This window comes from Serratia sp. 121840015-1, assembly GCF_053627655.1.
The window spans coordinates 2558214-2573894 of the sequence record NZ_JBSEYF010000001.1; the positions used below are offsets into that span (position 1 = coordinate 2558214).

The following is a 15681-nucleotide window of genomic DNA, read 5'->3' on the forward strand; positions in this document are numbered from 1 at the left end:
AGCTATAATAAAGAAAATACCTAACGGAGGCGTTATGGATGATATCGATCGCCAGATCCTGACTCTTTTGGCGCAGGACGCACGCGCGTCGTTGAAGACGCTGAGCGCGCAGGTGGGGCTGTCATCGCCGAGCACGTCGGAAAGGCTGCGGCGGCTTGAGGAAAGCGGCGTGATCCAGGGCTATACCCTGAACGTCAATCTGCAGGCGGTGGGCTACGCCTTCGAGTCACTGGTGCGTATCAAGCCGCTGCCGGGCATGCTGAAGAAGGTTGAACAGCTGATTCAGGCGATCCCGGAAGTGGTCGAGTGCGATAAGGTGACCGGCGAAGACTGCTTTATCGTGCGGCTGGTGGCGCACTCGATGGAACAGCTCGACCACACCCTCGATCGGCTGGCCGAGCATGCGCAGAGCAACACCTCGATCGTGAAAACCACGCCGGTCAAACGCCGCCTGCCGCCGCTGCTCTGATTAACGCCGCCGCTTGCGGGCAAACGGGTTGCCGCGCTTCTTCTCTTTTTTGGCCGCGTCGGCGGCGGATTTCAGCGCCGCCAGATGCGCCTTGTCGGCCTCCGGCACCGCGCGCTGTTCGATCGGGAACACCGGCAGCGACGCCAACAGCCGCGAACCGTAGTTTTTGGTCAACAGCCGGCGATCGTAGATCACGATCTCGCCGTAGCATTGGTTGCTGCGGATCAGGCGGCCGACCTGCTGGATCAGGTTGAACGAGGCGCTCGGCAGGCTCTGCACTTCGAAAGGATAGCGCTTCAGCGATTTCAGCCACTCGCCTTCGGTAATGATCACCGGGCTGTCGATCGGCGGGAACGCAATTTTGTGAATGTGTACCTGGGTCAGCAGCTCGCCTTTCAGATCCAACCCTTCGGCGAACGATTGCAGCCCCACCAGCACGCTGGCGACGCCCTTCTCCACCCGCTTGCGGTGCTCTTCCACCAGCCGGTAGCGCGGCTGGTCGCCCTGCACCAGCAGCATCAGCCGCAGATCGGTCACGTAGCTGAGGAAAGTCTGCATCGCCCGGTGGCTGCTGAATAGGATCAGCATGCCTTTGTGTTTGCCGCTCGCTTGCTCGGCGCGGAAACATCGCGCCATCTCCTCAAGGTGCTCCGCCTCGTTGGCGAGCGCCGGTTCGTAGCGCATTTGCGGAATGACAATCTTGCCCTGTTCGACATGATTGAACGGCGAAGAGAGCGTTTCGAAGCGATCGCCGGCCTTCTCGCTCAACCCGCTCATCTCCTGCAAACGCGCGAAGCTGTTCAGCGAACGCAGCGTGGCCGAGGTGACCACCACGTGCGGCACCTTGCGCCACAGCAGCTTCTCCAGCTGGTCGCTGACGCGGATGCCGACGCAGTGCAGGTAGAGATGGGTAACGTTATCGCGCAGCTCGCGCGTGACCCATTTGGAGATCGGCGCGTTGGACGACTTGTCGAGCGCCGCCAGCCGCCACAGCTTGCTCATCGCTTCCAGATAGCCCAGCGTGCGGCTCATCTGAATGATCGACCGGTGCAGGCGCACGATGTCATGCTTGCCGGTCTGCTCGGTGAGATCGTTAAGCACGAACTCCGCCAGCCCGCGCAGCGCATCGGTCAGTTTGAACAGCCGCGCGCAACTCTCCACCATCTCCGCCGGCAGCTCGCCCATTTCAAAACGGTGCTCGGCTGCCACGCTGTCGCCGGGCAGGTAGGCGCTGACCTGATGCTCGAAGATCTGCACCAGCTCGCGCAGCTCCTCACAATGGTTCTTCAGCCGCTCGCTGTTGGCCAGCCCCGGCGGATTCTTCGGCCGGTACTGCGTCATGCACTGCTCGACCTGCCGCACGATCATGTCCAGCTGCAGGTTGGTCGACAGCGCGGTAATTTCCCCGTCGATCTCCAACGCGTCGCGCGCCACCTCAGGCAAATGGTGGCCTTCGTCCAACACCAGCAGCAGCTCTTTCGGGTTCGGCAGCACCGACTCCGTCTCCAGTGCCGCCATCACCAGAGCGTGATTAGCCACCACCACGTCGGCGCTCTCGATCTCTTTGCGGGCAATATAGAACGGGCATTCGCGAATGTAGTGGCAGTTGCGACCCAGGCAGTTGGCCTTGTCGGTGCTCAGCTTGGCCCACAGCGGATCGTCGATGCTTTGTTGATAGTGATCGCGCAGCCCATCCCACTCGAAGCGAGCCAGCGCCTTGGTCAGCTTCTGGCACAGCGCCTGCTCTTCGCCGCTGGACGGCGCCAGCTCGTCGTCGAGGAACAGCGTCAGATCGCCCTGTTGACTGACGTCGGTGCTCATCGCCGCCAGGTTGCGCGGGCACACGTAGCGCCCACGGCCAAAGGCGCCGGTAAATTTCAGATCGGGGATAATCTTCTTCAGCAGCGGCAAATCTTTGCTGTAGATCTGGTCCTGCAGCGCCACGTTGGCGGTGCTGACCACCAGCGGTTTGCTCTCCGCCCGCCCGACGGCGATGCCCGGGATCAGGTAAGACAGCGTTTTACCGACGCCGGTCGGCGCCTCGATCGCCAGATGGCGCGGGTAGTCACCGGCCAGCGTCTTCGCCACCTCGGCGATCATCTGGCGCTGGGGCGCGCGGGAAATAAAATCCGGTATTTGCTGCTGCAGGGCTTTGTACCACTGGCCAATCTGATCTTTAACTGCGGAGGAGAGCGCCATTCAACTCTTATCTAAACGAAATGATGGCGCTATTGTCCCACAGACCGCCCGCGGCGTCAGCCCGAGTTACGTCTGCGGATCGATCATCGAGGCGCGCCCGGCGCTGAACGACCACTCGTCCAACTGGGTGGTGGTGATCACCACCATCACATCCTCGGGGCGCAGCCGCAGGTTTTCCGCCAGCAGCGCCGCCAGCCGCCCGTAGAAACGCCGCTTGGTGTCGGTGTCGCGCGGCCGCCCGGCGGTGATATAAAACAGCACGAAATCCGCGCTGCGCGGCCCGCCGAGATAGTCGCGATCGTAGATAAGCTCACCGGGGCGGTATTGATCGATCACCTGAAATTTATCCGTCGGCGGCACCTCAAAGGCCTCCACCAGCGCCTGATGCAGGCTGTCGGACAGGGTTTGCAGATAGTCGGCGGACTTGCCCTGAAGCAGGGCGATACGGCTAAACGGCATGATTGGCCTCCTGTTCCAGCTCGCGCAGGCGCGCCACGGCCGACGCCGCCGCGGGCCAGCCGGCGTAGAACGCCAGATGGGTGATGAGCTCGGCCAGCTGCTGACGCGTCACGCCGTTGCGCTGCGCCAGCTGCAGGTGAAACGGCAGCTGTTCCACGCGGTTGAGCGCCACCAGCGCGGCGACGGTAATCAGGCTGCGCTCGCGCGGGCTCAGCGCCGGCCGCTGCCAAATATCGTCAAACAACACTCGGTCGCTGAGCTGCGCCAGCTTGGGGGCAATATCGCCGAACGCCTGTTGCCCGGCCTGGGATTCTGATGGCATCACACTCTCCTGTCAGTTGCGGATAGCCTTACGCTACCCGCCGCCGCAGCGAGTGAAAATCGGGATTTTCGGCAGTCTCGGTTCAGAAAAACGGGAGGGTTCCCCGCCGGGCGGCGGGGAGGATTCAGGATTCCAGCGGGGCAACGCCGTCGAACTGCGCGCTCAGCAGCGCATTCAGCTCCGGCCGCTGTTCCACCCGTTCAGCGATGGCGTACAGCCGCGGACAGTGTTGCCGGAACCACGCGCGGCCCGGCCGCCAGTGGCACATCACCGCCACGTACAGATCCAACGCGCTGAAGCTCTTGCCGAGAAACCACGGGCCCGCTGCGCCGGCGGCGGCGTTCAGCTGCTGCAATAAACGCTCGCGATAAGCCATTACCGCGTTTTTCAGCTGTTCCGCCCCCGCCGCCTGCGGCTGCCAGCGCTGCGGATGGTCGGCATAGGTGAAGGTGGGGTAAATCTCCGCGTTGATGAACAGCAGCCAGCGCAGAAAACGCGGCAACAGCGGCGAACCGCCGGGCGGCGCCAGCTCGGCATGCGGTGCGCGATCGTGCAGCAGCAGAATAATCGCCGCACTCTCCGTCATCACTTCGTCATTGGGCAACACCAAGGTGGGCACCTGACCCAGCGGGTTCAGCGCCAGCAGGCGATCGCGCTCCGGGCCGTCCTGCGTGTAGTCCACTTCCTCATAGCCCCAGGGGAAAGCGGTCAACGCCAATGCGGCGGCCACGATCGTCGAGCCGCAGCCCTGCGTACCGAACAAAGTATAAGTATCGTGCATGATTCCTCCCGCAGCGGAACAAGGTATCGGTAACTGTAGACCAGCCGCCGACCGTCGGCTGAAGAAAAAATTCACCCTTTGCGCGACTTTTTTAATCGTTCGACATGAAAATGAATTTTTTGTCATAAATAGATCACATTACTACGGTAAAAATTCTCCGCCGCAAACAATCAGGCGGCACAGTAAAACAGCAATGCAACTGATGATAAGCGTCTTTCAATCGAATAAAGCAGGGTAACTCATGAAACGTAATCTTCTGGCCGTTATTATTCCGGCACTTTTACTTGCGCAAGCGGCACAGGCAGCAGAAATCTACAATAAAGACGGCAACAAACTCGATTTTTACGGTCGTGTGAAAGCCCTGCATTATTTCTCCGATGATGCCGGCAACGACGGTGATAAAACCTACGTCCGTATCGGCTTTAAAGGCGCGACCCAGATTAATGACATGCTGACCGGTTACGGCCAGTGGGAATATCAGATCGCCGCCAACCATTCTGAATCCGACGGCACCAAAGACACTAAAACGCGTCTGGGCTTCGCCGGTCTGAAATATAAAGACTTCGGCTCTTTCGATTACGGTCGCAACTACGGCATTATTTACGACGTCGGCGCCTGGACGGATATGCTGCCTGAATTCGGCGACGATGCTTACGTCAAGACCGACAACTTCATGAACGGCCGCACCAACGGCGTTGCCACCTACCGTAATAACAACTTCTTCGGTCTGGTTGACGGCCTGAAATTCGCCGTGCAGTACCAGGGCAAGAACGAAAACGACGGCCGCTCCGCCAGCAAGGCGAACGGCGACGGTTGGGGCCTTTCCTCCAGCTATGAAATTATCGACGGCCTGAGCGTGGGCGCCGCCTATGCCTCTTCCAACCGTACCGCCAGCCAGAAAGCGGGCACCTTCGGCAAAGGCGACAAGGCCGATATCTGGGCCGCCGGCATGAAATACGACAACAACGATGTCTACCTGGCTGCCACCTACTCGGAAAGCCGCAACATCGCGCCTATTTCCGGCACGGCCACCATCAATAACCGTTCCACCTCCGTCAGCGGCTTCGCCAATAAAGCGGAAGGCCTGGAACTGGTTGCGCAATATCAGTTCGATTTCGGTCTGCGCCCATCGCTGGGCTACGTTCAGCAGAAAGGCAAAGATATTGAAGGCATCGGCGATGCCGACCTGGTGAAATATATCGATGTCGGCGCGTACTACTATTTCAACAAGAACATGTCGACCTATGTCGATTATAAAATCAACCAGCTCGACAGCAATAACAAGCTGGGTCTGAAAGACGACAACGTGATTGCCGTCGCCCTGACCTACCAGTTCTGATGTGATGAATGAATAACCACCACTGCAAACTTTAGCGTCACTTGATACCCAGAGTTTTATTTCGCCGGGCGGCTGCGTCCGGCTTTTTTGTTTTTATTTTCCCGCCAACGAATGCCCCCGCTTGCCTTGCAAAACAAACGGGTCTACATGTATAGCTTTCCCCCCGAGCGGAATCAGCCATGCATAACGACGGACGCTTCGACTACCACAACGCCCTGCGCTACAGCAGCGACGAGCTGGCAAACATCCTCAACCACTGTTTTGAAAACTACATCGTGCGCTTCGTGCTCGACGGGCCGACCTTCGCCGCCCGCTTCGGCGCTGAGGATCTCAGCCTGAACGACAGCCTGATCGTCACCCACCGCCATGAACCGGTGGCGGTGGCGCTGATCGCCCGCCGCGGCCGGCACAGCCGGGTTGCGGCCTTTTCCGTGCGCCCGGAGATGCGCGGCCAGGGGCTGGGCAAGGCGCTGATGCAGCGGCTGGTGGCGGATGCCCGCCACCGCGGCGACCGACGGCTGTCGCTGGAAGTGATCGAAGGCAACGAAGCCGCGCTGGCGTTGTATCATCGCGCCGGGCTGCGCATCGTGCGCACCCTGACCGGCCATCAGGCGCCGGCGGAAGCGTCGCCAGGCACGGCGGCGCTGCAGGCAGTCGATCCGCTGACCGTCAGCCATCGCCTGACGGCGGAAGGCGCCACCGACCTGCCCTGGCTGATCGCCCCCGAATCGCTGTTCAAGCTGCCGGGCAAACCGCAGGCCTATACGCTCAATCGTCAAGCCTACGCCGTGGTGATGCCCGGCGCCGAGCACTGCTGGCTGCGCCTGATCTACGTGCCGCCGCAGCACCGCGGCCAGGGGCATGCGCGCGCCTTGCTGGCCGCCCTGCAAACGCGGTTCGCCCCTTTGCCGCTGACCGCCAACGTCTTTGTGCCCGAGGTGGCGGCCCCCTTCTTTACGCATCTTGGCTGGCGGCAGGATCCCCTGCGCCAGTTCGAGATGGATATGCTGCTGGACAGCCCACAAGAATAAAACCGAGAGAGATAACGATGGCAGGAAAACAGGCAAGGAAACTCACCCTCGGCGCGGCGGTCGGCGTCGCGCTGCTGACGTTGGCCGGTTGCGCGCAGCCGCCGCACACCGACGCCCAGGCCCAGCAACGGCTGGCGGATCAGTCGGTGCTGGCGGTGAACTGGTTCCAAAAGTCCGGCGAATACCAGGCGTTGGCGCATCAGGCGTTCAACAGCGCGCAGCGCGCCTTCGATCAGGCCAAGGCCGCGCCGGGCCGTAAAAAGGCGGTGGTGGTCGATCTGGATGAAACCATGCTGGACAACAGCGCCTACTCCGGCTGGCAGGCGCAGCAGGGCCAGCCGTACGACGGCGCCACCTGGGCCCAATGGACGCAGGCCGAACAGGCCGGCGCGGTGCCGGGCGCGGTGTCGTTTGCCCGTTACGTTAATACCCATCAGGGGACGATGTTCTACGTATCGAACCGCAAGCAGAGCGAGTACGCCGCCACGGTGGCCAACATGCAGAAGCTCGGTTTCACCGGCATGTCGGAAAAGACCGTGCTGCTCAGCACCGACACCTCCAATAAGCAGGCGCGCTTCGACGCCATCAAACAAGCCGGCTATGACATCGTGGTGTACGCGGGCGATAACCTGAACGACTTCGGCGCCGCGACTTACCACCAGGACAATGCGCAGCGCCGGGCATTCGTCAGCGAGAACCAGGGCAAGTTCGGCACCGAATACATCGTGCTGCCCAACCCGATGTACGGCGATTGGGAAAGCGGGCTGGCCCGCGATTACAACAAGCTGACGCCGCAGCAGAAGCTGCAGGTGCGCCAACAGGCGATCAAAGCCTGGCGCGGGCGCTAAGCCTCACAGCAGTTTGTACATATAGCAGGTGGCCTCCAGCGCCCCGCCGTCGCTGGCGCGGGCGTATTGCGGGATGTCACCTGCCGCTTCGAACCCCAATTGGCGGTACAACCCCTGCGCCGCACTGCCTCTCAGGGTATCCAGCACCAACAGGCTGCGGCGATGACGCGCCGCCAGCGCCTGCACTTCCTGCATCAACAGCCGCGCGACGCCCTGCCGCCGCGCCTGCGGGTGCACCATCAGCTTGACCACTTCCGCCCGGTGGCGGCCATTGTCCGGCATCGCCAACAGCAGCTGCACGGTGCCGACCGGCCGCCCGTTCGCGAGCGCCACCAGCATCGCGCGCTCGCCCCGCGCCAGGGCCGGCAGCAGCCCCTGCCAAAACGCCCGCGCCTGTTCCAGCGTAAAAGGCATGACAAAACCGATGCTGGCGCCGTGCGCCACGCTGGCGTGCAGCATTTCGGCCAGGTCGGCCATGGCGTTGTGCGCCGCGTCGGCGTCCCACTGTTGTAATTCAATCATGGCTATGGCCTGCAGATAACGAGCGTGTAATGGGCCGGCTCATCGCCGGGGACATGGAAACGGGAAGCGCCGAACAGGCGGTAGCGCAGACAATCGCCGGGCGACAGCCGGAAAACACGCCCTTCCAGCGTCAGCTCCAGCTGCCCGGACAGCAGCCAGAGGTGATGCTCCAGCGCCGGAATCGACGGCAGGTCGTAATCGATCTGCGCGCCGGCATCGAGCCGGGCTTCGATAAATTCGGCCTTATACAGCGCGGCAGGCGGGGAAACGGAGCGACGGTGAAAACCGCTGGCGCGATCGACCCATACCGGCTGTTGCGGCGGCCGCAGCAGCTCCGGCGGTTCGTCTTCGATTTCGCTCAGCAGGCGCGACATGGTCAACCCGTAGGCGGCGCACAGCCGGTTCAGCAGCGACGCCGTCGGGCTGGTTTCGGTGCGCTCCACCCGCGAGAGCGTCGCCCGGCTCAGGCCGGTGCGTTGCGCCAGCTCCTCCAGCGACCACCCCTGCTGCTGGCGCAAATCCGCCAACCGCTGCGCCAACTTCAGGTCGGCCGTCTCCAAACCGTTATCCATCGCTCACACTCCGCCGAAAAATCCCATATAAGAGAAATAATCTCAAATTAGAGATATGGCAAGCGAATTTTAAAAAATGCCGCGCAGCGCGATAAATATCAGCAGGCTCAGCAACACCACCGCCAGCATGTTGCGCAGAAAGAACGCCAATATCACGGCAAACACCGCCCCCCACAGGTAAGGGTTATCCGGCGCGGCGCGCAGCTGGTCGCCGCTGAAGGCGATAATCGGCCCGCAAATTGCCGTCAGCACCGCCGGCACGGAAAAGCTCAGCAGCGTTTTAACGCGCGGCGATAACCGCAGTGGCAATCCCGGCGCCAAAAAGCAGTAGCGGTTGAAGAACACCACCAGCCCCATCAAGACTATCGTCAGCCAGATCATCGGCGCCCCCCGCTGCACAGCAGCCCGACCAGCATCGCCGCCACGGTAGCGATCACCAGTGCGCCCGGCGTCTGGAAATAGTGCAACACAATGGAAAGCAGCAGCGCGGTCAGCACGCAGGCCAACACCGGCAGGCTGCGCACCAGCGGCACCACGATGGCGATAAAGGTGGCGGCGATGGAAAAATCCAGCCCATAACCGTCCAGATCCCCGGCGCTGCCGGCGGCTACGATGCCGAGCAGCGTGGAGAGAAACCAGCACAGGTAAAAGGTCAGCCCGGCGCCCAGCGCATACCAGCGGTCGAAACGCGCCGGCGCCTGTTCGCCGGTCAGCGCAAACAGTTCATCGGTGAGCAAGAATCCCAGGGCCAGCCGCCAGCGTAACGGCAGCGGCGCAATGCGCTCCCGCAGCCGCAGCGCATAGAGAAAATGCTGGGCGGTGACGAAAAAGGTCGACAGCAGGATCGCCAGCAGCCCGGCGCCACCCTTGATCATGCCCATCGCCACCAGCTGCGCCGCCCCGGCGAACACGATAGCCGACATGCCCAGCCCCTGCGCCGGCGTCAGGCCGTTTTGCAGGGCCATCGAGCCCGCCAGTATGCCCCACGGCACCACCGCCAGGCACAGCGGCAAGATCGCCACTCCCCCCTGCAGCGCGGGGCGCAGGCGGGCAGACGGCGGCGTGATGAGGGGGATTGAATCAGTCATGGGCTTCTCCTTTGATTGAAGAAGCCAGCTTACGGCGCAGGCGCACACGGGTATTGCACCCGATTGCCAGGTTATTTCAGCGATTTGACGTAGTCGCCCGGCGTGATGCCCATCGACTTGCGAAAATGGCGGTGGAAATGGCTTTGATCGTGAAAACCGCAGCTCAGTGCGCTGTCCAGCACGCTGCTGCCGGCCTTCAGCATGCCGCGCGCTTTACGCAGCCGCGCCTGAATTTGATAGGCGTGCGGCGGCAGACCGGTGGCCTGCTGAAACTGCCGCAGCAGGTAATAAGGGCTGAGCGCCACTCGCTCCGCCAGCTCCAGCAGCGAAATGTCCGCCTCGGGGAAATCGTCGAGAAAGGCTTTCACCCGCGCCACCTGGCTTTGCGCCCGGCTCTGCGGCGTGGGATCGATGCGGCTTTTGCCGTGCCGCAGCATCAGCCAGGTCAGCGCCGAGAACACCATGGTCTCTTTCATCAGCCGGTTCTCATCGCTGCGCAGCAGGCTGAACGCCATCCGCAGCTGGCCGGCCAGGCCGACGTCGTGCACCACCGGGTTGGGGAAATAAGGCGTCGCGCCGGCGCCGGTTTTCAGATCGCGCGACAAAAACGCCAGCAGCTCCGGCGTCGGGTACATCGCCTGATACGACCATCCCTCTTCGGTGGCGGAGCTGCCGGTGTGGATGTCGTCGGCGTTGACCAGAATGATGCTGCCCAGCGGCGCCACGTGTTCGCCACCGGTGCGGTAGAAACGCTGGGCGCCGTCGTCGATGACGCCCACGCAGAAGCCTTCATGGCTGTGGCGCGAGAAGGTTTGGCGGCGGTAGGTGGCCTGCAGCACTTCCAGCCCGCCGAGATCGTCGACGTGCATGAAATGGGCCTGTTCCCGGGATGCTTTGCGCGCTGCGCCTTCCACCTTCATCTTGCCTACCTCCGCTGAATGAGCGCCATTCTAGCACTCACGCGAGGGCGGGGTTTGTACAAAATTGCCCGTCTCGGCGCCCGGCGGCGCGATCGCCGCGCAGCGCCAGGCGCTGAACACCGCCAGCAGCGGCGCCAGCGCGAACGCCAGGAACAGCCAACGCGCCGCCGACGCCGCGCCCACCGCCCCGCCCGGATCGTTCAGCCCCGCCAGATTGGCCGTCATCCCGGCCAGCGCCGCCCCGAACGCGGTGGCGAACAGCTGCACCGTGGTAATGGAAGCGCCGGCGATGTCTTTGTCCGCCTCAGGCGCCACCTGCAAAATGCGCGTCAGCAGGTGCGGCCAGCCGAAACCGATGCCGAATCCCACCAGCAACAGCGCAATGACGATCGGCGCCAGCGCCTGCCAGTGGCCACCGGACGGCACCGGCATCAGGATCGCCAGCGCCAGCAGCCCCACCAGCACAAACAGCGGCCCGCTGACGATCGCCCGGCGAATACCCGCCCCGCGCCAGCCGGAGCTGAGGATCTCGGACAGCGTCCAGCCGGCGGCCATGGCAGCGGCGATATAGCCGGAGATCAGCGGCGACTGGCCGTGCAGCAGCTGCAGGAAATACGGCACGAAGATCTCGCTGGTCATGCCGATCACCAGCAACGCGGTCGTGATGTAGAGCGCCGCCAACGATGAACCGCGCCGCAGTGCGCCGTGCGGTAACAGACGGGCCCTCGAGTGCGCTTCACGCTTCAGCAGCCAGGCCATCAGCAGCAGCGAGAGCGCGATGCCCGCCAGGTTGATCCAGGCGCTGTGTGCCAGGCTGCCGGCGGACACCACCAGCACCGCCACGGTCAGCAGCAGCAGCTGGGCGGCCGGCAACGGCGCGGCCGCCTGCTGCGCTTTGCCCTTGGGCAGGATCAGGAAGGTAAACGCGGCGTACAGCGCCATGATCGGCAGCAGAATGCCGAAGGCCCAACGCCAGGCGTGCAGCTCGGCGAAAATGCCGCCCACCGCCGGCCCCACCAGGGTGGCGATGCCCCACATCGCCGAGATGAGCGCCATGGCGCGCGGCCACAATCGCTGCTCGAACACCAGGTTGATCATCGCGTAGGAGAGCGCAAAGATCAGCCCGCCGCCGAAGCCTTGCACCGTGCGGCCGATCAGCATCACCGGCATGCTCGGCGCCAGCGCACACAGCGCCGCCCCGGCGATGAAGAACAGCGAAGCCACCAGATAGGCGCTGCGCGCGCCGTAGCCGCTGAGCAAGCGGGCCGACAGCGCGGAGCCGAGGATCGACGCCACCACGAACAGCGTGGTGTTCCAGGCGTAGAGATCCAGCCCGCCGATATCCTGCACCACCGAGGGCAGAATGGTGGTGGCGACCAGAATATTAATGGCATGCAGCGCTACGCCGAGCGAAAGCGCGATCGCACTGGCCGCATTTTTGCCGGAGAAAAGGTCGCTCCAGCGGCTATCGTCATGGGTTATCACGGTTGTCGTCCTGTTTTCAGAGGAATGGCATTGAGTTGGTCATGAGATTGCGTTAAATTTAACAAGAGATATCTTGGAATAAGTTAGGGCGAGGCGGAGAAATATGTCAAGAATAAACTTGGAAAATAGCGGCAGCACCGCACAATCGGTCAGTGACCGCTTGCTGACGCTATTGAAAACCCGCGGCCCGCAGCAAGCTTCTGACGCAGGAAAGGTGCTCGGCACCACCGGTGAGGCAGCCCGCCAGCAGTTCGTCAAGCTGGCGAAAGAGGGGCTGGTCGAAGCGGTGGCGGAAACGCGCGGCGTGGGCCGCCCGGTGCAGCTGTGGCATTTGACCTCGGCCGGCAACGCACGCTTTCCCGACACCCATGCGGATCTGACGGTGCAGCTGCTGCGCACCGTGCGCGACAAGCTGGGCGAACAGGCGCTCGACGTGCTGATCGAGACCCGCGAGCAGGAAAACCGCATCAACTACAAGCAGGCGATGATCGGCGCCGCCGATCTGCAGGAGCGCGTGGCGCGCCTGACCGAGATCCGTTGCCGCGAAGGCTATATGGCCGAATGGCGCCAGGAAGAGGACGGTACCTATCTGCTGGTGGAAAATCACTGCCCGATCTGCGCCGCCGCCACCGTCTGCCAGGGCTTCTGCCGGGCGGAGTTGAGTATCTTCACCGAAGTGCTGCAGGCGCAGGTAGAGCGCGCCGAACACATTCTGGCCGGCTCGCGGCGCTGCGCCTACCGCATTTCGCTCCTGTAACACCGGTTTTTGCCCACGTTTTCAACCGGTACAGATTATTCTGCTTGTGCACCCCGCACCTTCCCTTCTAAGGTTGAATTAACGAACATTCAGGCAAACAGCGGGCCTCGCGCCCGCCCTGAGAAATCCGCCGGCGCCTAGCGCGCTAGCGGCAGAGTAACCCCACGGGAGTTGAACGATGAAGAAGCCGCATGCCGGATTCTGGCTGGCGACGCTGGGACTGGGCGTCTGCTGGCTGCTGGCGCTGCTGACTCGCGATCGGCTCAACGGCATACTGCTGGCCGGCGCGGCGCTGGCGCTGATTTTTACCCCCGCCGCCCGCCGTAAAGGCGCGGCCCTGGCCGCCTTGGGCGGCATCGGCATGGATGGGCTTTGGAGCTACAGCGGCGTGCTGCACTACAGCGGGCAACACGGCCTGCCGCTCTGGGCCATCGCGCTTTGGATCGGTTTCGGCTGCTGGTGGTATTGGCTGCTGGACGTGGTCAGAGCGGCCCCCTGGCCGCTGGCGGTGCTGGGCGCCGCCGTCGGCCCCTTCGCCTACGCCGTATCCTGGAAGCTAGACGCCTTGCTGCCCGGCGTGCCGCCGGAGTTCATGCTGCTGCTGCTGGCCGTCGGCTGGTCGATTTATCTGCCGGCCGTCAGCTGGCTGCAGTGGAAACGACGGGACAGCTGAACGGCGGGCAGCGGCCGGGAAAAATAATGCCGAAGGCCATTGCTTATCGGTTGCCCGATCGGGTTTACTGAGCGTTCTAATAATAATCATCCCTGCAAAATACAATCCTATGCTTAGCCAACCAAGCCGTAGCGTCCTGCCGTTGATCGGGGCGTTGTTCACGTTATATATCGTTTGGGGTTCCACCTATTTCGTCATTCGCCTCGGCGTCGCGCAGTGGCCGCCGCTGATGATGGCCGGCATTCGCTTTCTGACCGCCGGCATCGTGCTGTTCAGCTTTCTGGCCTGGCGCGGCCACGCGCTGCCGACGCCGAAGCAGTGGCTGGCCGCCGGCGTCATCGGCATTCTGCTGCTGGCGGTGGGCAACGGCCTGGTGACGGTAGCGGAGCACCAACACGTGCCGTCCGGCATCGCCGCGGTGATGGTGGCGACGGTGCCGCTGTTCACCCTCTGCTTCAGCCTGCTGTGGGGCATGCGCAACACCAAACTGGAATGGGCCGGCATCGCGCTCGGGCTGGTGGGCATCGTGCTGCTCAACACCGGCAACAACCTGGCGGGCAACCCGACCGGCGCGCTGCTCATTTTGCTGGCGTCGGCCAGCTGGGCCTTCGGCTCGGTATTGGGATCGCGCATCTCGCTGCCGGCCGGGCCGATGGCCGGCGCGGCGGAGATGCTGGTCGCCGGCGTGGTGTTATTGGTCGCCAGCCAGCTGAGCGGCGAACACCTGACTCAGATGCCGAGCACCAGCGGCTTTCTGGCGCTGGGGTACCTGATCGTCTTCGGTTCGATGCTGGCGATCAGCGCCTATATGTTTTTGTTGAAGAACGTGCGCCCGGCGGTCGCCACCAGCTACGCCTACGTCAACCCGGTGGTGGCGGTGCTGCTCGGCATCGGCTTTGCCGGCGAATCGCTGGCGCCGCGCGAGTGGCTGGCGCTGGCGATCATCGTGGCGGCGGTGGTGCTGGTGACGCTGGGGAAATACCTGTTCGCCCGCCCGGCCCGCGTGCAGGCCATCGACAGCGAACGGTAGCGATCGCAAAAGGCGGTCTGTGGGCCGCCGTTAAAAACGATTCTTGTTTCACCCGGTGAAGGGGCTATAATTCCCGCTGTTCCAAGCAACCTGCGAAATTATTCCTATGCTGAAAAAAGCGTTCGTCATCGTCATCGCCCTGTGCGCCTTCGGTTCTTTGGGCGGCGTATTTCTCGCCGGGCTGAACATCTACACCCGTTCTACTACCCCGCACGAAGAAAGCGCGCCTGCCGGGGATGCCGCCGCCACGCCGGCGCAAACCGAAACCCTTCAGGCCAAGTGATCGTCCATCCAACGCTGGCAGCGCTGCTGTAAAAAGCGCTGCAGCTGCCTGACGCGTTCCGACACCTGCGAGCGATGCGGGCAGACCAGATTGATCGGCACCGCGTCGCTGCGCCATTCCGGCAGCAGTTGCACCAGCCGCCCGGCGCGAATATCCGCCGCCACGTCGATCGCCGACTTGCGCACCACCCCGTGGCCGGCCAGCGCCCAGCGCCGCGCTACCTCGCCGTCATCGGTAAAATAGCTGCCGTTCAGCGGCACTTCGACCAGCTCCTCACCGCGCCATAGCCGCCATTCCACCTGCCGTTTGCCGCTGGGCTGATACACCAGAATGCTGTGCCGGGCCAGATCGGCCGGCGTTTGCGGCACGCCATGCCGCCGCAGATAATCCGGGCTGGCGCAAATCAGCCGCCGGTGCTGCGGCAAAATAGGCAGCGCCACCAGCGAAGAGTCGGCCAGCGCCCCGAAACGCAACGCCACGTCCACCGGTTCGCGGAACAGATCGGCCTGCCGATCGTTGATCAGGAGCTGCAGCTGAATATGCGGATGCTGTTGCCGGAACTCGTCCAGCCAGCCTAACAGCAGATTACGGCCGAAATCCGACGGCGCTGAAATCTGCAGCACCCCAGACAGCCCCTGATGCTTTTCGCGGATCGCCTGCTCCCCTTCAGCCAACGCGCCCAGCGCCAGGCGCGCGCTGTCGAGATAGCGGGCGCCCTCCTCCGTCAACCGCAGGCTGCGGGTGGAACGCACCAGCAGCCGCGCGCCCAGCTGCTGCTCCAGCCTTTTCACCGCGATGCTGGCCGCCGCCGGCGTTATATCCAGCGCGCGCGCCGCGGCGGAAAAACTGCCGCCGTCCACCGTGCGGACAAACACCTCGAGATCGACAAATGAGGTCATGCGT

At 63.1% G+C, this 15681-nt stretch carries 19 protein-coding genes; 8 read left to right on the forward strand and 11 right to left on the reverse strand.

The window, feature by feature from the left end; genetic code table 11:
• The first annotated feature begins 34 nt into the window (after positions 1-34).
• Positions 35-469 (forward strand): Lrp/AsnC family transcriptional regulator, encoded by a 435-nt coding sequence (locus ACUXAC_RS12385; RefSeq protein ID WP_038880548.1) that lies wholly within the window; start codon positions 35-37, stop codon positions 467-469.
• Here the strand turns inward: ACUXAC_RS12385 and dinG are convergent, their stop codons facing one another.
• The 4 genes from dinG to ACUXAC_RS12405 form a co-directional block, all read right to left on the reverse strand.
• Positions 470-2668 (reverse strand): ATP-dependent DNA helicase DinG, encoded by a 2199-nt coding sequence (gene dinG, locus ACUXAC_RS12390; RefSeq protein WP_033637643.1) that lies wholly within the window; start codon positions 2666-2668, stop codon positions 470-472.
• A gap of 66 nt (positions 2669-2734) precedes the next feature.
• Complete coding sequence (locus tag ACUXAC_RS12395; protein WP_084826590.1) at positions 2735-3127, reverse strand: tautomerase family protein; 393 nt, start codon at positions 3125-3127, stop codon at positions 2735-2737.
• Positions 3117-3449 (reverse strand): carboxymuconolactone decarboxylase family protein, encoded by a 333-nt coding sequence (locus ACUXAC_RS12400; protein ID WP_049200944.1) that lies wholly within the window; start codon positions 3447-3449, stop codon positions 3117-3119. Before ACUXAC_RS12400 ends, ACUXAC_RS12395 begins: the two co-directional genes overlap by 11 nt.
• Before the next feature lie 124 nt (positions 3450-3573).
• Positions 3574-4230, reverse strand: coding sequence for a glutathione S-transferase family protein (locus tag ACUXAC_RS12405; protein ID WP_038880560.1), 657 nt, complete (start codon positions 4228-4230; stop codon positions 3574-3576).
• 241 nt (positions 4231-4471) lie between these two features.
• On the opposite strand from ACUXAC_RS12405, the gene ompC reads away from it, so the two are divergent.
• The 3 genes from ompC (at position 4472) to ACUXAC_RS12420 (ending at position 7448) form a co-directional block, all read left to right on the forward strand.
• Complete coding sequence (gene ompC / locus ACUXAC_RS12410; RefSeq protein WP_038880563.1) at positions 4472-5569, forward strand: porin OmpC; 1098 nt, start codon at positions 4472-4474, stop codon at positions 5567-5569.
• A 179-nt stretch (positions 5570-5748) separates the two neighbouring features.
• On the forward strand, positions 5749-6600 hold the full coding sequence (locus tag ACUXAC_RS12415) for a GNAT family N-acetyltransferase (RefSeq protein WP_060440416.1): 852 nt from the start codon (positions 5749-5751) through the stop codon (positions 6598-6600).
• Positions 6601-6617: 17 nt separating this feature from the next.
• Positions 6618-7448: a 5'-nucleotidase, lipoprotein e(P4) family gene (locus ACUXAC_RS12420; protein WP_387444340.1), complete on the forward strand. Its 831-nt coding sequence runs from the start codon at positions 6618-6620 to the stop codon at positions 7446-7448.
• A gap of 3 nt (positions 7449-7451) precedes the next feature.
• Here ACUXAC_RS12420 and ACUXAC_RS12425 read toward each other — a convergent pair whose 3' ends face one another.
• From ACUXAC_RS12425 to ACUXAC_RS12450, 6 genes are all read right to left on the reverse strand, one after another.
• A complete protein-coding gene (locus ACUXAC_RS12425; protein WP_100396106.1) occupies positions 7452-7970 on the reverse strand; it encodes a GNAT family N-acetyltransferase in 519 nt (172 codons plus the stop codon).
• A 2-nt stretch (positions 7971-7972) separates the two neighbouring features.
• Positions 7973-8542 carry a helix-turn-helix domain-containing protein gene (locus tag ACUXAC_RS12430; RefSeq protein WP_049200951.1) on the reverse strand — a complete coding sequence of 190 codons (570 nt, stop codon included), beginning with the start codon at positions 8540-8542 and terminating at the stop codon, positions 7973-7975.
• A 69-nt stretch (positions 8543-8611) separates the two neighbouring features.
• The gene (locus ACUXAC_RS12435) at positions 8612-8923 is read right to left on the reverse strand and encodes an AzlD domain-containing protein (protein WP_049200952.1); all 312 of its coding nucleotides are present in this window, start codon (positions 8921-8923) and stop codon (positions 8612-8614) included.
• Positions 8920-9630: an AzlC family ABC transporter permease gene (locus ACUXAC_RS12440; RefSeq protein ID WP_213873088.1), complete on the reverse strand. Its 711-nt coding sequence runs from the start codon at positions 9628-9630 to the stop codon at positions 8920-8922. Before ACUXAC_RS12440 ends, ACUXAC_RS12435 begins: the two co-directional genes overlap by 4 nt.
• Positions 9631-9701: 71 nt before the next feature.
• Positions 9702-10550 carry an AraC family transcriptional regulator gene (locus ACUXAC_RS12445; RefSeq protein ID WP_049200955.1) on the reverse strand — a complete coding sequence of 283 codons (849 nt, stop codon included), beginning with the start codon at positions 10548-10550 and terminating at the stop codon, positions 9702-9704.
• A gap of 30 nt (positions 10551-10580) precedes the next feature.
• A complete protein-coding gene (locus ACUXAC_RS12450) occupies positions 10581-12035 on the reverse strand; it encodes an MFS transporter (protein ID WP_060440421.1) in 1455 nt (484 codons plus the stop codon).
• A gap of 103 nt (positions 12036-12138) precedes the next feature.
• Between ACUXAC_RS12450 and ACUXAC_RS12455 the strand changes: the two genes are divergently transcribed.
• The 4 genes from ACUXAC_RS12455 to ACUXAC_RS12470 all read left to right on the forward strand — a co-directional run bounded on the left by ACUXAC_RS12455 (position 12139) and on the right by ACUXAC_RS12470 (position 14778).
• Positions 12139-12792: a helix-turn-helix transcriptional regulator gene (locus ACUXAC_RS12455; RefSeq protein WP_060421189.1), complete on the forward strand. Its 654-nt coding sequence runs from the start codon at positions 12139-12141 to the stop codon at positions 12790-12792.
• A gap of 178 nt (positions 12793-12970) precedes the next feature.
• Positions 12971-13465, forward strand: coding sequence for a DUF2878 domain-containing protein (locus tag ACUXAC_RS12460; protein WP_049200960.1), 495 nt, complete (start codon positions 12971-12973; stop codon positions 13463-13465).
• A gap of 109 nt (positions 13466-13574) precedes the next feature.
• Positions 13575-14495: a drug/metabolite exporter YedA gene (yedA, locus tag ACUXAC_RS12465; protein WP_159317797.1), complete on the forward strand. Its 921-nt coding sequence runs from the start codon at positions 13575-13577 to the stop codon at positions 14493-14495.
• A 106-nt stretch (positions 14496-14601) separates the two neighbouring features.
• Complete coding sequence (locus ACUXAC_RS12470; protein ID WP_016928550.1) at positions 14602-14778, forward strand: hypothetical protein; 177 nt, start codon at positions 14602-14604, stop codon at positions 14776-14778.
• On the opposite strand, the gene ACUXAC_RS12475 is transcribed toward ACUXAC_RS12470, so the two are convergent.
• On the reverse strand, positions 14766-15677 hold the full coding sequence (locus tag ACUXAC_RS12475; protein WP_141958466.1) for a LysR family transcriptional regulator: 912 nt from the start codon (positions 15675-15677) through the stop codon (positions 14766-14768). The two genes, ACUXAC_RS12470 and ACUXAC_RS12475, sit on opposite strands and share 13 nt — an antisense overlap.
• Between the last annotated feature and the right edge of the window lie 4 nt (positions 15678-15681).

Coding starts and splice junctions, on each gene's coding strand:
- ACUXAC_RS12385 (WP_038880548.1), top strand. CDS start 35: ATGGATGATATCGATCGCCAGATCCTGACTCTTTTGGCGCAGGACGCA.
- dinG (WP_033637643.1), bottom strand. CDS start 2,668: ATGGCGCTCTCCTCCGCAGTTAAAGATCAGATTGGCCAGTGGTACAAA.
- ACUXAC_RS12395 (WP_084826590.1), bottom strand. CDS start 3,127: ATGCCGTTTAGCCGTATCGCCCTGCTTCAGGGCAAGTCCGCCGACTAT.
- ACUXAC_RS12400 (WP_049200944.1), bottom strand. CDS start 3,449: ATGCCATCAGAATCCCAGGCCGGGCAACAGGCGTTCGGCGATATTGCC.
- ACUXAC_RS12405 (WP_038880560.1), bottom strand. CDS start 4,230: ATGCACGATACTTATACTTTGTTCGGTACGCAGGGCTGCGGCTCGACG.
- ompC (WP_038880563.1), top strand. CDS start 4,472: ATGAAACGTAATCTTCTGGCCGTTATTATTCCGGCACTTTTACTTGCG.
- ACUXAC_RS12415 (WP_060440416.1), top strand. CDS start 5,749: ATGCATAACGACGGACGCTTCGACTACCACAACGCCCTGCGCTACAGC.
- ACUXAC_RS12420 (WP_387444340.1), top strand. CDS start 6,618: ATGGCAGGAAAACAGGCAAGGAAACTCACCCTCGGCGCGGCGGTCGGC.
- ACUXAC_RS12425 (WP_100396106.1), bottom strand. CDS start 7,970: ATGATTGAATTACAACAGTGGGACGCCGACGCGGCGCACAACGCCATG.
- ACUXAC_RS12430 (WP_049200951.1), bottom strand. CDS start 8,542: ATGGATAACGGTTTGGAGACGGCCGACCTGAAGTTGGCGCAGCGGTTG.
- ACUXAC_RS12435 (WP_049200952.1), bottom strand. CDS start 8,923: ATGATCTGGCTGACGATAGTCTTGATGGGGCTGGTGGTGTTCTTCAAC.
- ACUXAC_RS12440 (WP_213873088.1), bottom strand. CDS start 9,630: ATGACTGATTCAATCCCCCTCATCACGCCGCCGTCTGCCCGCCTGCGC.
- ACUXAC_RS12445 (WP_049200955.1), bottom strand. CDS start 10,550: ATGAAGGTGGAAGGCGCAGCGCGCAAAGCATCCCGGGAACAGGCCCAT.
- ACUXAC_RS12455 (WP_060421189.1), top strand. CDS start 12,139: ATGTCAAGAATAAACTTGGAAAATAGCGGCAGCACCGCACAATCGGTC.
- ACUXAC_RS12460 (WP_049200960.1), top strand. CDS start 12,971: ATGAAGAAGCCGCATGCCGGATTCTGGCTGGCGACGCTGGGACTGGGC.
- yedA (WP_159317797.1), top strand. CDS start 13,575: ATGCTTAGCCAACCAAGCCGTAGCGTCCTGCCGTTGATCGGGGCGTTG.
- ACUXAC_RS12470 (WP_016928550.1), top strand. CDS start 14,602: ATGCTGAAAAAAGCGTTCGTCATCGTCATCGCCCTGTGCGCCTTCGGT.
- ACUXAC_RS12475 (WP_141958466.1), bottom strand. CDS start 15,677: ATGACCTCATTTGTCGATCTCGAGGTGTTTGTCCGCACGGTGGACGGC.